Raw genomic sequence first — 13,337 nt, 5'->3', positions numbered from 1 at the left:
CATTGAGGATCATTATACAAAAATAATTCGTTTTCTCTATTTTTCAAAAAGATGTGAAAGAATTGTTACATTTACGTGCAGGCTGTAAATGGGAAGTTGTCTGAATTTCATTTTAAATATAGAAATCATGTTCGCTATCCTTTATAGTAGATGTAGTATAATGTATTAGCAAGTTTGGAGAGGAGGGGAAAATGTGTCAAATAGTCGAGTTGTGTCGGCTGTAAAAGGGGCAGATTTTTCTGAAACAACTGCTTGGAAAGATTTCCTCGCTCTTATCAAAATTGGGATTGTGAATTCCAATTTTATTACCACATTTACAGGCCTATGGCTGGCATTGTATTTTACTGAAACTGCTTTTGTCAGTTCCATAGATGTTATGCTACTCACACTGATTGGTTCTTCTCTGATTGTTGCCGGGTCATGCAGCATTAACAACTACATAGACCGGGATATTGATCCTTTAATGGAACGGACAAAAAACCGTCCAACGGTAACAGGCCGTGTTGCACCTTCACGAGCGCTTGGACTTGGAATCGGATTCATCATTCTTGGTGAAATCATGCTGTTTATGACAACAGCCATGGCAGGTCTGATCGGTCTTGCTGGTGTGTTCGCCTATGTTGTGCTGTACACGATGTGGACTAAACGTAAATATGTGAGCAATACGATTGTAGGCAGTGTATCTGGTGCTGTGCCACCGTTAATCGGATGGGCCGCAGTTGACCCGGGTCTCGGGGCAATGCCGCTTGCACTGTTTTTAATTATGTTTGTATGGCAGCCGCCTCACTTTTATGCCATTGCGATGAGAAGAGTGGAGGAATACAGAGCGGCTGGAATTCCTATGCTTCCAGTTGTGAAAGGGTTTTCGAGAACAAAGAAATCGATGCTTTTATGGGTCGTTGCACTGTTCCCGCTGCCGTTTCTGCTGCCTTCGCTGGGCACCATTTTTATCGTGCTTGCAACAGTATTGAATATTGGCTGGCTGGCTCTGGCGTTAGCCGGAAATAAAATGAAAAATGATCATAAGTGGGCAACGCTCATGTTTGTTTACTCACTGAATTATTTAACCATTCTGTTTACCAGTATGGTGCTGATTACTTTCATTTAATGAACACTGGGAATTCTTTCTTAATAAGAAATCCATATAGAACAATCTCCATCACTAGAAATATTCAAATGAAAGAGGGGTTTAATTAAGCTATGAAAAATGGACTGAAGAAATGGCGTTTCCTACCGCTTGTAGCGGCGTTAGCGTTTATCTTGTCCGGCTGTGGAGAGCCGTTCCTGTCAACACTTCAGCCTGCTGGTGAAGTGGCTCAGAAACAATTTAATCTGATGATGCTTAGTGTAGCAATTATGGTTCTTGTAATCATTGTTGTCGCAATTGTATATGTAATTGCCATTACTAAGTTCCGTCGCTCTAAGCTGGGCGAGGATTTTATTCCAAAACAGGTTGAGGGAAGTCACCGTCTGGAAGTCATCTGGACAGTTATTCCGATTATCCTTCTGCTGATTCTAGCAGTACCAACTGTTGCATTGACATTTGAACTCGGTGATACACAGGGTATGGAAGTTGAAGATGAAGAAGGCAACCGTGAAGCACTAGTTGTTGACGTGCGTGCAAACCTGTACTGGTGGGAGTTCTCCTACCCGGATCAGGGAATTGTAACAGGTCAGGAGCTTGTGGTACCTACAGATGAGAACGTTTATTTTAACGTGATTGCATCTGATGTAAAGCACTCATTCTGGATTCCTGCTGTAGGAGGAAAGATTGATACAAACGTTGATAATATGAATACGTTTTACTTAAGCTTTGATGGTGAGAAAGCACAGGACGCAGACAATCTGTTTTACGGTAAATGTGCTGAGCTTTGCGGTCCATCACATGCTCTTATGGACTTTAAGGTAAAAACGCTGAGTCCTGACGAGTTTGACCAGTGGGTTGCGTCTATGCAGGAAGCTGGAGAGCAAGGAGATCCTACTTTTGATGATGAAACAGTAGCGCGTGGATACGAAGTGTACCAGGAGCAGAATTGTATCTCCTGTCACGCTGTAAATCCGACTCAGGGTGCTGGAGTAGCAGTTGCACCTAACCTGACTACATTCGGTGAGCGTTCTTATACTGCCGGTATTCTTGATAACCGTGAGTCAGAAGAAGTAAGAGCTGAAAATATTAAAAACTGGATCCGTAATTCTTCTGAGCTGAAGCCTGGCAACAAAATGCCTGTCTACAATGAAGATAAGCTTTCAAATGAGGATCTTGATGCTTTAACTGAATACTTAATGAGCTTAAAAGTTTATAGTGAATAATTGATTTCAAAAGGGAGGTATAACGTGTGAGTACCGTTGCACAAAAAAGAGGTTTTTTATCAGTCCTATGGGACTACCTCACAACGGTCGACCATAAGAAAATCGCGATTCTTTATCTGATTTCTGGCGGATTTTTCTTTCTGGTTGGCGGATTAGAAGCCATGTTTATCCGTATTCAGCTTGCTGTACCTGATAATGATTTTGTCAGCGCAGGGCTGTATAACGAATTACTTACGATGCATGGAACCACGATGATTTTCCTGGCAGCCATGCCTCTGCTCTTTGCATTTATGAATGCTGTTGTTCCACTTCAGATCGGAGCACGTGACGTTGCATTCCCATTCCTGAACTCGCTTGGTTTCTGGCTGTTCTTCTTCGGAGGAGTATTCCTTAACCTGTCATGGTTCATGGGGGGAGCACCTGATGCAGGTTGGACGTCCTATGCATCACTTTCTATTGAATCACCTGGACACGGGATTGATTTTTATGTACTGGGACTTCAGATTTCCGGTGCAGGTACGCTGATTGCTGGAATTAACTTCCTTGTAACCATCATCAACATGCGTGCACCAGGTATGACGTATATGCGTATGCCGCTGTTCACATGGTCAACATTTGTAGCATCTGCACTTATTCTTTTTGCATTCCCGCCACTAACGGTTGGACTGTTCCTGATGCTGTTTGACCGTATGTTTGGGGCGAATTTCTTTGAAGTATCAATGGGTGGTAATACGATTATCTGGGAGCACTTATTCTGGATATTCGGTCATCCGGAAGTATACATTCTGATTTTACCGGCATTCGGTATCTTTTCTGATATTATCTCTACATTTTCTAAAAAGCGCCTGTTCGGATACGCTGCGATGGTATTCGCAACGGTTCTTATCGGGTTCCTTGGATTCATGGTATGGGCTCACCACATGTTCACAACGGGTCTTGGGCCAACAGCTAACGCAATTTTCGCTGTTGCGACAATGGCGATTGCTGTACCGACCGGGGTTAAGATCTTTAACTGGCTGTTAACGATGTGGGGAGGAAGCATCCGTTTCACAACGCCAATGCTATATGCAGTTGCGTTTATTCCTTCATTCGTAGCAGGTGGGGTTACAGGGGTTATGCTTGCATCAGCTGCAGCTGACTACCAGTACCACGATTCCTACTTTGTAGTTGCTCACTTCCACTATGTAATCATTGGTGGGGTTGTACTTGGACTTCTTGCCGGAACGCATTTCTACTGGCCGAAAATGTTCGGTACGATGCTGAACGAAACGTTAGGTAAAGTTACATTCTGGTTATTCCTGATCGGTTTCCATGGAACGTTCTTTGTACAGCACTTCCTTGGTCTGATGGGGATGCCGCGTCGTATCTGGAAATACCTTCCTGGACAAGGTCTTGACCTGTTCAACATGATTTCAACCGTAGGTGCTTTCTTCATGGCACTTGGTGTCCTTGTACTTCTTTACAACATCGTCATTACACAAATTAAGAATGTACGTGTTGGAAACGATCCTTGGGGAGATGGACGTACTCTTGAGTGGGCAATTCCATCACCACCGCCTTATTACAACTTTAAGCAGCTTCCATTAGTCCGCGGACTTGATCCATTATGGATTGAAAAAATGGAAGGTCGTACTGAAATGACACCGGCTGAGCCGCTTGGTGATATTCACATGCCGAATAACTCGTTTATTCCATTCGTAATGTCACTTGGTCTGTTCATTGCTGCATTCGGAGCGATGTATCAGATTGACTGGCGTGAATCAGGTGGGGAAGAATTTGTATGGTCACTGCCAGTATTAATTATCGGTATGCTGATTACACTTGGATCAATGGCTGTGCGTTCATTGAAAGATGATCACGGTTACCATATCCATAAAGAAGAGTTAATGGATGACACGGATAAAGGGGGTAAGGAGTAATGGATGATATGAATCAGAAATTCACGTCCAGAACGTGGCCGGAATCTCCTGAAAAAACAACCCTTGAAGGTAAAAACAAATTTCTAGGTTTCTGGCTCTTCCTTGGTGGAGAGACTGTACTGTTTGCTTCTTTATTTGCAACGTATCTTGCGCTTAAAGACAGTGTTCCAAGCTCGGACCACTATCTTGCAGCAGATATGTTTGAACTGCCGCTTGTATTCATTATGACAATGCTTCTTTTAACATCGTCATTGACAAGCGTTTACGCAATGTATCATATGAAAAACCATAACTATAAGAAGATGCAGACATGGTTACTGATTACAGTATTCCTTGGTGCTGCCTTCCTTGGATTTGAGATTTATGAGTTTAATCATTATGTTCATGAATTTCATCACACATTTACCAGTAGTGCCTTTGGATCAGCGTTCTATACACTTGTAGGATTCCACGGAGCTCACGTTGTTGTGGGTCTCGGCTGGTTCACTCTGTTACTGGTACGTAATGCCAAGCGTGGTTTGAACCTTTACAACGCACCGAAGTTCTTTGTAGCTTCACTCTACTGGCACTTTATCGACGTTGTTTGGGTATTCATCTTCACGGTTGTATACTTAATGGGAATGGTGGGATAAACTGATGGCACATGAATCAACTTCAGCGAACCCTAAAGTAAACTACGAGTATAGAAGACGTAAAGCACGCGATGAGATGCGCATGCAGGTGACTTCATTCGCAACAATGATCTTTATGACGTTTATTGCGTTTATTGTTGTCATCGCGGATTTTGACAAGTATTATGCGTTTCCTTTATTGCTTCTGCTGGCAGGAGCACAGGTTGTTCTTCAGCTTTATTACTTTATGCACATGAGTCATAAAGGGCATGGAACAGCTGCATTGTTCTTATATTCCGGCGCGTTGATCGCCTTTATTACTGTTTTGACTTTCCTTACGATTGTCTGGTGGTAATGTTAAAAAACCGGCCTGTTTTGGCCGGTTTTTTGATTTTAAAGGAGCCGGGTCGGATTCACCCTTCGCTTTCCGTGGCCGGGCGGTGAACCCGCCTGTGCTTCGCACAGTCGGTTTCACCTGACCCTTTCCGCCACAGGAGTCTACGGGTGAATCCGACCCTGAGAGAATTATGTCATTTTTATATTAAGCTTACGAATCTCTAGGTACTACTGTATTGTTTAAGACAATAACATGTGCTGTGATTTATGAGACCGTTCGTGTGGCTAGATCACAGGAGTTGTTTTTTAGGAACATAAAGCGGTTTATTTGTATGATCAGAGTCGTACATGGGACTTACTTTGTTTTTTTGACAGTGAAGTGCGGTCTATTGATCAATCGGAGTGTGCTGTATGGGCTTTTGTTCAATAAACCGTCATCTGGTCGCGTTGAAGTTGTTTGCGGGTGGACTTATAATAGGGAAAGAGAGACTTTACCCGGAAAGGAAGGTGCCTGATGTCGATTAGCATATTTGGGTTCCAGGCGTTATGGAGTCCTTACTTTTTCATCGCATTAACTTTGTTAACAGTGCTTTTCTTTTTAGCTGCTACGAAGTGGCGTCACAAATTCAAGGATTCTCGTCCGTTAACAAAAAAGGAAACGATTTTGTTTCTGACTGCTATGATAACAATTTATATTATTAAAGGATCTCCGGTGGATGTCTGGGGGCATATTCTGTTTTCTGTTCATATGGTTCAGATGGGGATTTTTTATTTACTCGTCCCGCCATTATTAATTGCAGCTATTCCGAATTATATGTGGAAAGCGTTTTTAAACATTGCTGTTCTTAAACAGGTGTTTAATTTCCTTACAAAACCCTTAGTTGCATTGATTGTATTTAATGGAGCATTTTCTTTTTATCATATTCCATTGATTTTTGATACGATCAAAGTAGATATGGCTCTTCATTCAGTTGTAACAGGATCTATTTTCATTCTGGCGTTTTGTATGTGGTGGCCATTGGTTAACACGCTTGAAGGAGAATATAAGCTGAGCGGACTGAAAAAGGTTGGTTATATATTTGCAGACGGTATACTTTTGACACCGGCGTGTGCCCTCATTATTTTTGCCAATAGTCCGATGTATGAAACCTTCTTTAATGGCGGTGCGTGGCTTGAGGCAATGGCACTCTGTGTACCGGCTGGAACTTTACAGGGGCTTCAGTCAATCGGTGTAACCGGACCTGAACTGTTCAGTAATATGCCTCCTCTTGAAGATCAGCAGGTTGGCGGAGTCATTATGAAGATCATTCAGGAAATTATCTATGGTTACATTTTGGCTCAGGTATTCTTTGAGTGGTACCGGAAAGAAAAATCAGAAGAGGATGCGCTCAATGCGTCTCTTTATGAGGCTAGAGAGCTGCGAAGCGAATAATACGAAGAGAAAGAGGATTTAGACGATGACGTTACCTATTTTACCAACGTTGAGTACAATCTTTATTGTTTTGAGCGCAGTATTAGTGGCAATCGGCTGGGTGCTGGTTCGAAAGCGCAAAATCGAAGCACATAAGAAGACGATGTTTGCTGCGGCGATTGCGGCTTTAACTTTTTTTATCATTTACATGAGCAGAACCGTGTTTGTCGGAAATACAGCTTTTGGTGGACCTGATGATATTAAGATTTATTACACAGTGTTTTTGATTTTCCATATCATCCTTGCTACAACAGGTGCAGTATTCGGTCTTGTGACGATCTGGCTTGGATATAAAGATCGCATTAAAAAGCATCGTAAAATCGGACCAATTACTTCAATTATCTGGTTTTTTACCGCTTCTACGGGCGTGATGGTTTACCTTTTGTTGTACGTATTTTACCGTGGTGGGGAAACAACTTCTGTTATTAAAGCAATTATTGGTGGATAAAAAAAGTCCGGATTACACTCCGGGCTTTTTTTAGTTTATAAATCGTGTTGGGCATTCCTTTGATCGCAGTTCCCTAAGCTCTGAACAATGTTATTTTCCACTAAATAGGAAAATGAAATCTAACGGCAATTATGGTTCTTTTTCAGAATGAATTCTTTTTTGAGGTAAACTTTTATTAAAGAACATATGAGTATTAAAAAACATACAAAAACCGTTCATCTGACATGAACGGCTTGAAGATAAGTTAAATTTTGAAATCGAGCTTGATAATACCTGCTTCTTTTGCAGAGTTGAAAATGATTAAAAGAAGTGGTCCGATAATAAAGCCAAGTATGCCAAATAGCTTTAATCCTATAAACATCGCAATCAGAGTCGCAAGTGGAGAGAGTCCGATATGACTTCCCATCACTTTTGGTTCAACTGTTCTACGGATGACGAGAAGGACAATTGCCAAAATAGCGAGCTGAGTACCCTGTTCCACATCTCCTGTGATCAACTGGAATGCAGCCCAAGGTGCCAGGATGACAATGGAACCAATAATCGGAATAAGGTCAATGATCCAGATGATAATGGCCATCACGATTGCAACTTCCGGAGCGATAATAAACAAACCGATTAACGCACCGGCAAGAATTAGCAAGCTGACAAGGAATTGAGCTTTTGCAAATCCGAAAATGACTTTTGACAATCTGGCAGTCATAAACCTTACTTTTTCAGCTGTTTGTTCTTTAAGATGACTGTATACGGAGTGTTGGATCCTCGGCAGGTCGATCATGATCAGGAATAAAGCTATTAGAAATACTAAAAAGCTGACGAGATAATCCGGGATATTCGTTACGAGTCCGGTTACAGATTCCGCATTAATTGAATTGGTTATACTCGTTCTGAAATCATTCAGAAAATTGCTGATTTCATTGTTTGTCTGTTCAATTACGTCATCAGGAACCCTTGCAAACCGGTCGCTCATATTTTGCTGGACATTGCTCCACCATTCAGTCAGCTCATTAATGTAATCCGGTGTATTTTCAACAAAACTGATTGCCTGACCAACAAGCCTTGTTACTGAAAAATAAAGAATCATTCCCAGAATACCAAGGAATAATACAAAGACGATCCCAACCGATGCCTGACGATTCCCTTTGAAGCGCTTTTCCAGCATTTTGACGAGAGGTTCCAGTATAAGCGCTGTAACGAGAGCAAGTATTAAAGGAACGGATACCGGCAAGATGAAATACAGCAGAACGAGAACAAAAAGAACAGCAAAAACTGTCATCAAGTTTTTCTTCGTAAAAAACTTATTCAATTCAGGGCTCCTCTCAAATCTTTTTATGTCCGGAGCCGATTCCGGATATTAATACATTAAATAAGGTGGATGAAGGTATAAAAAAGAGCCACGGCAACATGGCTCCTTTGTGTTTAAAGTGCAACCTGGGAAAGTTCTGCCTGAAGCGCAACGAGGATCTTTTCGCAGGTCTGTACAAGGTGTTCCGGAAACTCTTCGCCTTCTCCATATTCAACACCGTGTGGATAGTAATGTTTACCGAGTAGTGGTGTCATTAATTTAATGTCTGCATCATGAGAACCTACGTCACCTGTTTCAGTAAAACCGAAAATGCGCAGGTAGAAAGTACCCTCGCGAATTTCAAACTTACGGTCATATGTAACACGTTCCCAATCCCATTGTCCGGCACGGATCATGCCATGTTCTTTCATAATATCGTCTAAACGGTCCAGTTCAACGATTAACGTTTCTAATCCAGTATTTTCAAAACGCATAAGAAAATTCCCTCCTGTCAATGCTTAAGTAAATAAATCATCTCAAGCTTAATAATAGTCGAAAAAAAAAGAAGTTGCAATTGTGTCACAGCGTAATTTAAAGTTTTTTGTGGCAAAACCATGACATTGCTTACGGTACTTTGCGCTATTCATATGGAGAATGGCTATGTATAATAAAGATAATAACGATTTGGGGGGAGAAATATGAAAGCTGTGATCAGAATAGGAGTAGTCATACTCGTTATCCTCCTCATTGGCTTTTATAGCGGCCCTTCCTTTCAGGAGAACGATATTCTTGAGAATGAATCCTTTACAACGGAGACAGGCCGGGACAGTCAGGAAGACAATATCCCTGCCTATACAGACAGTCTGACAAGGCCAAAATCAGGTATATCTGTGTATGTGGGGAGATCTCTTGAGGAGTTCAAGCAGGAATGGGGAGAGCCCGACAGAATGGACCCGGGAAAATTTGGTCAAACCTGGATGATCTATAAGAGTGAAGACTATTACCTGCAGGCGGCAATCAGAGACCAAAAAATATCTGCTATTTTTGCAATGGGGAATGGAGTTGACAGCTCCCCTTACTATTCAGGGCAGCCTGTGGATGAAATATACCGTTTCACAATGATTACAACTGAGATATTTGTTGAAGATGGAGAGGAGTCCTATCAATTTGAATTAAGTGAACAGGATCTCCATTCGAGACTGCTTGTACCATACGACGATTTATATGCACAGTTACTGATCGACTCAACAACAAACCGGCTAATGGGTGTCTATTTTATGGATAAACAAACACTGATCAGTCAGAGACCATATGAAAAAGAACCGACTGAGCAGGAGGGAATCTCAGAACCAGACCAGGAACTGCCTCAAAACCTTGAAGAAGTTAACAGAGCGAGAGAAGAACAGCTTTTTGATATGGTTAATTTTATCAGAAAAGAGAATGGGCTGTCAGCGCTTGAGCGGAATGAAGCAGCCTCAGATGCTGCAAGAGAATACAGCATTTCCATGGGGCAGGAAAGTACGGATGAAGACGTTGAGGAAGATACGGAAGAAATAAGCTCACTTGAAGAGAGACTGACGAACGTCAAAGAGCCTTATGAGTCCGCAGCAGAGAATACTGCTTATCAGTTTGATATTGCCCCATCAGTCGTACACGCTTGGATGAATTCAATGGAACACAGGAATACGATGCTTGATGACAAGTATACTCATACGGGATTAGGTGTTTACGGGTTGTATTTCACACAAAATTTTCTTGAAATACCACCCTCAGATAATGAAACTGCATCTCAGCCTGAAATTGAAAGAGCCGACTAGCTATCATGTCGGCTTTTTTTCATGAGAAGCTAGATGTCATAACTGATTTCTGATGAGTCTATTCCTTTTTTGAGGGAATCAGAAAAAATGATGCTGTTGCGTGGGCCAGTCTTTTATTGTCCGGTCCACTCAGCCATCCTTCAAGAACCATTGTTTTAGATCCGGTGTGGATGATTCGTGCATGAGCTTTTACATGTGGTCCTGACACGGACGCTGTGTAATGAATAGTCAGTTGACTCGTAACAGCACCAAATCCTTCGGGGGCTGCGCGATTTGCGAGCGTCCCCATCGCAGTGTCTATCGCTGTTGCTGTTATTCCGCCGTGAACAATGCCAAGAGAATTATAAAGCATAGGCGTTACTTGCATATGTATTGTAAGAATCTCTTCCTCATTTTCTGCTTTTAGATTGAATAAAGCACTGACATTGGATGTATAAAGACCCTTACGTTTGTCTATTAAGCCGTTTACTACCTGTTCCATAATCTTGCGTTCTTCTTCAGACGCATTTTCATAAAAGGATGTCACGGGATTCTCATCTGTAAAATTCATTTTTCTCCTCCTGACAGAAGTACAGATTTTTCTTGTTCATCATATCATAATTCCATCAAGGTCTGATGGAGGGGGATCACGATGAGTCCATTAAGTGCTGAGAAAGCTGCGTTTAAAAAATATCTTACAGAAAATCCGCATTTGATTGAAAAAGGAAGGAAGAGAGAGGTCTCGTGGCAGGAATTGTATGAGGAATGGATCCTTTTTAAAGATCAGGAACAGGATACATCAGATACGTTTATCCATACACTGAAAAAGAAGTTTAAGGAACTGGATCGTGAGCAGATTGAGTCTTATACAAGTCAGGTGCAGGACGTTATAGACCTGCTGAATGATGTGCTGGGGCATATTCAGCATAACCAGCAATCAAAAAATCAGTCATTTATGAGTCAGTGGAAGCAGGAATGATCAATTTCCTGAAAGCTCATTACATGTTATGATGGAGATGGAGGTGCTGAGATGCTGGCAACCATGGAAAGTATTCAACTGCTTGATGTATCTGATGAACTGGCTGAAATGATTTTAAAGTCTGAAGAGGCTGCGCATTATTTTCATTGCTATCAGGCATTAAAATCATCCCGTGAATCAATGGATAAAATATATAAATTTAATTCTTTAAAAGAGCTGTACGAAGAGGTGCAGCGATTTGGAAGATATCATCCTGATTACTCGAGGGTGATGAAGGAGATTAGGGAGACGAAACGTGATATGGATATGGATGATCATGTTGCGACCTTCAGAGTGGCTGAAAATCAGCTTCAGCAGCTGCTTGATGAAGTAAGCACGATTATCGGGAAGTCTGTATCTGAGAGTGTGAAGATTCCGACGGGTAATGCCTTTTTTGATTCCGGCTGCAGTGGTGGCTGCGGTTCAGGTGGAGGGTGTTCTTGTTCGGCATAAGCAAGGTTTATATGAATGCCGCTCATTATTTAACACTAAGGACCGTACTCATCCGTAGACTCCTGCGGCAGAGAAGCGACAGGTGAGACAGCGTATTGCGCAGCAATAGCTGGCTCACCGCGCGGCCTTCAGAAAAGTGGAGGCGACTCGTCCAGCCCCGACAAGCATAAGACGAAGGTGAAAAGAGGGCTGACCTTCGCCCTCGTTCAGCTTTGACTTATGACCTCGAGGGGCTAGTCGCCGGAGCTAGACAAAGGAAAGCGAAGGATGAGTCCGGTCCGGCTCTTAAAGGCATTACATAATTCCTCCTAAATACGAAATAAAAAGGGGACAACTCGAGAGCTGTCCCTTTTTTATGATTGATCAGTCGTTTGATAAAAGTTGCATGGCGATGTCCGGGCGGTCTGTGATGATGCCGTCTGCACCGTAGCGGATGAGGCGGTCCATGGTTTCAACGTCATTGACTGTCCAGTAGTCAATATGGATGTTAAGTGATGTTAAGAATTCAATGAAGCCTTGTGAGTCAAGTGGAACGACACCGTACTTTACAGGGATCTGGAGTGCATCAGCTCTTGGGTGATAGAGGTGTCCAAAACCGCTTTTATAAAGTGAGAAGGCTTTGCGGGCTTCGTTTTCACCTGCTCCGATTGCTACTCTTTCCTGAGCATAAAGAGAGAAGCGATCAATCTGTTCATCGTAAAAGCTTGTGACGAGAACGCGATCTTCAACGCCTGATTTTTCAATCAGTCTCCATAATTTTGATGGCATAAGGCTGCCTTCGTACGTATCAGGATCTTCCTTCATATCAATGTTGAACAGGTGATTCGGGAAGGCTTCAAAAAGCTCCTTCAGACTCAGGATTTTCTCGCCTTTGTCACGGAAGGACTGGCTGCCGGACAGGTCTCTGAAGTGATAGCCAAGATCAAATTCCTTTAATTCTTCAAGTGTATAATCTGCAACTCTTCCTGCGCCGTTTGTTGTACGGTCAATAAACTGGTCGTGGAAAACGATCAGTTCCTCATCCTTTGTCATTCGGATATCAATTTCAAACCCGTGCACGCCAAGGTCTGCCGCAGCCTGAAAAGCTGCCAAAGAACTTTCCGGTGCAAGATCGCTGCCGCCGCGATGGGCAAAGACTCTTGGCTTTTCGCCTTCAAAGAAAGGTTTTGCCGGACGTTTTACCGGTTTTGAAACGGCTTTTGTTCCAGCCCACAGAGCAGCTCCTGAAGCTGCAAGTGCAAGTCCGATCGTTAATTTTTTACCCATATTAAGTCCTCCATTTCGATATGTAATTGCCGGTCATTCTCTAATTAATGGTAGCATGACCGGACGTTTCTATACAAACGTAAAGCTATTTGAAGCGTATACAGTCTGAGCAGAGGTTACCACAGCAAAACATTTTTTCAAGCGGTACATAAAAACGGTGCCTGTATACGTAATCCCCGTCATGTCTTCTGACAAAGACAGTTTCTGCATTCAGTCTTTTTCCTCTCATTGCTCTGACAGCACATTTTTTTATGACATACTCAAGTTCTTCCTGTTTGAAAATTGAAGTTGAAAGATAAAGAAAAGGGATCCCTGCTTTCTTTTGCCATTCTGCCTGTTCGATCCGTTCGTCCTTTAACAGTTCCGAAGTAAAGATTGACCAGATTTCATTTAAGTCCATGCCGACTCCTCCACCATTGCCGATTCC

At 42.4% G+C, this 13,337-nt stretch carries 15 protein-coding genes; 10 read left to right on the top strand and 5 right to left on the bottom strand.

What is annotated here, in order from left to right:
* The first annotated feature begins 193 nt into the window (after positions 1–193).
* The 7 genes from cyoE to H7968_RS07975 all read left to right on the top strand — a co-directional run bounded on the left by cyoE (position 194) and on the right by H7968_RS07975 (position 7,095).
* Positions 194–1,108, top strand: coding sequence for a heme o synthase (cyoE, locus tag H7968_RS08005; RefSeq protein ID WP_227395644.1), 915 nt, complete (start codon positions 194–196; stop codon positions 1,106–1,108).
* A 92-nt stretch (positions 1,109–1,200) separates the two neighbouring features.
* A complete protein-coding gene (coxB, locus tag H7968_RS08000; RefSeq protein WP_227395643.1) occupies positions 1,201–2,310 on the top strand; it encodes a cytochrome c oxidase subunit II in 1,110 nt (369 codons plus the stop codon).
* 26 nt (positions 2,311–2,336) lie between these two features.
* Positions 2,337–4,229, top strand: a complete 1,893-nt coding sequence (ctaD, locus tag H7968_RS07995; RefSeq protein WP_227395642.1) for a cytochrome c oxidase subunit I — start codon at positions 2,337–2,339, stop codon at positions 4,227–4,229.
* 8 nt (positions 4,230–4,237) lie between these two features.
* Positions 4,238–4,861 carry a cytochrome (ubi)quinol oxidase subunit III gene (locus tag H7968_RS07990; protein ID WP_227395641.1) on the top strand — a complete coding sequence of 208 codons (624 nt, stop codon included), beginning with the start codon at positions 4,238–4,240 and terminating at the stop codon, positions 4,859–4,861.
* Positions 4,862–4,865: 4 nt separating this feature from the next.
* Positions 4,866–5,195, top strand: a complete 330-nt coding sequence (ctaF, locus tag H7968_RS07985) for a cytochrome c oxidase subunit IVB (RefSeq protein WP_227395640.1) — start codon at positions 4,866–4,868, stop codon at positions 5,193–5,195.
* Positions 5,196–5,690: 495 nt separating this feature from the next.
* Positions 5,691–6,608 carry a cytochrome c oxidase assembly factor CtaG gene (ctaG, locus tag H7968_RS07980; RefSeq protein WP_227395639.1) on the top strand — a complete coding sequence of 306 codons (918 nt, stop codon included), beginning with the start codon at positions 5,691–5,693 and terminating at the stop codon, positions 6,606–6,608.
* 25 nt (positions 6,609–6,633) lie between these two features.
* Positions 6,634–7,095 (top strand): DUF420 domain-containing protein, encoded by a 462-nt coding sequence (locus tag H7968_RS07975; RefSeq protein WP_227395638.1) that lies wholly within the window; start codon positions 6,634–6,636, stop codon positions 7,093–7,095.
* Between the two features lie 244 nt (positions 7,096–7,339).
* On the opposite strand, the gene ytvI is transcribed toward H7968_RS07975, so the two are convergent.
* Both ytvI and H7968_RS07965 read right to left on the bottom strand, forming a co-directional pair.
* Positions 7,340–8,398 (bottom strand): sporulation integral membrane protein YtvI, encoded by a 1,059-nt coding sequence (ytvI, locus tag H7968_RS07970; protein ID WP_227395637.1) that lies wholly within the window; start codon positions 8,396–8,398, stop codon positions 7,340–7,342.
* A 113-nt stretch (positions 8,399–8,511) separates the two neighbouring features.
* Positions 8,512–8,871, bottom strand: a complete 360-nt coding sequence (locus tag H7968_RS07965; RefSeq protein ID WP_227395636.1) for a YugN family protein — start codon at positions 8,869–8,871, stop codon at positions 8,512–8,514.
* Positions 8,872–9,075: 204 nt separating this feature from the next.
* Between H7968_RS07965 and H7968_RS07960 the strand changes: the two genes are divergently transcribed.
* The gene (locus tag H7968_RS07960) at positions 9,076–10,194 is read left to right on the top strand and encodes a CAP domain-containing protein (protein ID WP_227395635.1); all 1,119 of its coding nucleotides are present in this window, start codon (positions 9,076–9,078) and stop codon (positions 10,192–10,194) included.
* 58 nt (positions 10,195–10,252) lie between these two features.
* Here H7968_RS07960 and H7968_RS07955 read toward each other — a convergent pair whose 3' ends face one another.
* Positions 10,253–10,744, bottom strand: coding sequence for a PaaI family thioesterase (locus H7968_RS07955; protein WP_227395634.1), 492 nt, complete (start codon positions 10,742–10,744; stop codon positions 10,253–10,255).
* A gap of 81 nt (positions 10,745–10,825) precedes the next feature.
* Here H7968_RS07955 and ylbD point away from each other — a divergent pair, with 81 nt between their 5' ends.
* Both ylbD and H7968_RS07945 read left to right on the top strand, forming a co-directional pair.
* The gene (gene ylbD / locus H7968_RS07950; protein ID WP_227395633.1) at positions 10,826–11,152 is read left to right on the top strand and encodes a YlbD family protein; all 327 of its coding nucleotides are present in this window, start codon (positions 10,826–10,828) and stop codon (positions 11,150–11,152) included.
* Between the two features lie 51 nt (positions 11,153–11,203).
* Positions 11,204–11,644, top strand: a complete 441-nt coding sequence (locus tag H7968_RS07945) for a YlbF family regulator (protein WP_227395632.1) — start codon at positions 11,204–11,206, stop codon at positions 11,642–11,644.
* A gap of 363 nt (positions 11,645–12,007) precedes the next feature.
* Here H7968_RS07945 and H7968_RS07940 read toward each other — a convergent pair whose 3' ends face one another.
* Together H7968_RS07940 and H7968_RS07935 are read right to left on the bottom strand one after the other, a co-directional pair.
* Positions 12,008–12,910 carry a glycerophosphodiester phosphodiesterase gene (locus H7968_RS07940; RefSeq protein ID WP_134372043.1) on the bottom strand — a complete coding sequence of 301 codons (903 nt, stop codon included), beginning with the start codon at positions 12,908–12,910 and terminating at the stop codon, positions 12,008–12,010.
* 85 nt (positions 12,911–12,995) lie between these two features.
* A complete protein-coding gene (locus tag H7968_RS07935) occupies positions 12,996–13,310 on the bottom strand; it encodes a hypothetical protein (protein ID WP_227395631.1) in 315 nt (104 codons plus the stop codon).
* Positions 13,311–13,337 lie beyond the last annotated feature (27 nt).

It is taken from the genome of Jeotgalibacillus aurantiacus, from assembly GCF_020595125.1.
Classification (GTDB): domain Bacteria; phylum Bacillota; class Bacilli; order Bacillales; family Jeotgalibacillaceae; genus Jeotgalibacillus; species Jeotgalibacillus aurantiacus.
Note: the sequence above shows the minus strand (reverse complement) of the source record. Positions and strands in the feature narration are given on the sequence as shown.

Excerpts from the sequence above, each read along its gene's own strand:
- H7968_RS07975 (WP_227395638.1), top strand. The coding sequence starts at position 6,634 with ATGACGTTACCTATTTTACCAACGTTGAGTACAATCTTTATTGTTTTG.
- H7968_RS07940 (WP_134372043.1), bottom strand. The coding sequence starts at position 12,910 with ATGGGTAAAAAATTAACGATCGGACTTGCACTTGCAGCTTCAGGAGCT.
- H7968_RS07955 (WP_227395634.1), bottom strand. The coding sequence starts at position 10,744 with ATGAATTTTACAGATGAGAATCCCGTGACATCCTTTTATGAAAATGCG.
- H7968_RS07965 (WP_227395636.1), bottom strand. The coding sequence starts at position 8,871 with ATGCGTTTTGAAAATACTGGATTAGAAACGTTAATCGTTGAACTGGAC.
- H7968_RS07990 (WP_227395641.1), top strand. The coding sequence starts at position 4,238 with ATGAATCAGAAATTCACGTCCAGAACGTGGCCGGAATCTCCTGAAAAA.
- ctaG (WP_227395639.1), top strand. The coding sequence starts at position 5,691 with ATGTCGATTAGCATATTTGGGTTCCAGGCGTTATGGAGTCCTTACTTT.
- ctaF (WP_227395640.1), top strand. The coding sequence starts at position 4,866 with ATGGCACATGAATCAACTTCAGCGAACCCTAAAGTAAACTACGAGTAT.
- H7968_RS07935 (WP_227395631.1), bottom strand. The coding sequence starts at position 13,310 with ATGGACTTAAATGAAATCTGGTCAATCTTTACTTCGGAACTGTTAAAG.
- H7968_RS07945 (WP_227395632.1), top strand. The coding sequence starts at position 11,204 with ATGCTGGCAACCATGGAAAGTATTCAACTGCTTGATGTATCTGATGAA.
- H7968_RS07960 (WP_227395635.1), top strand. The coding sequence starts at position 9,076 with ATGAAAGCTGTGATCAGAATAGGAGTAGTCATACTCGTTATCCTCCTC.
- ylbD (WP_227395633.1), top strand. The coding sequence starts at position 10,826 with ATGAGTCCATTAAGTGCTGAGAAAGCTGCGTTTAAAAAATATCTTACA.
- coxB (WP_227395643.1), top strand. The coding sequence starts at position 1,201 with ATGAAAAATGGACTGAAGAAATGGCGTTTCCTACCGCTTGTAGCGGCG.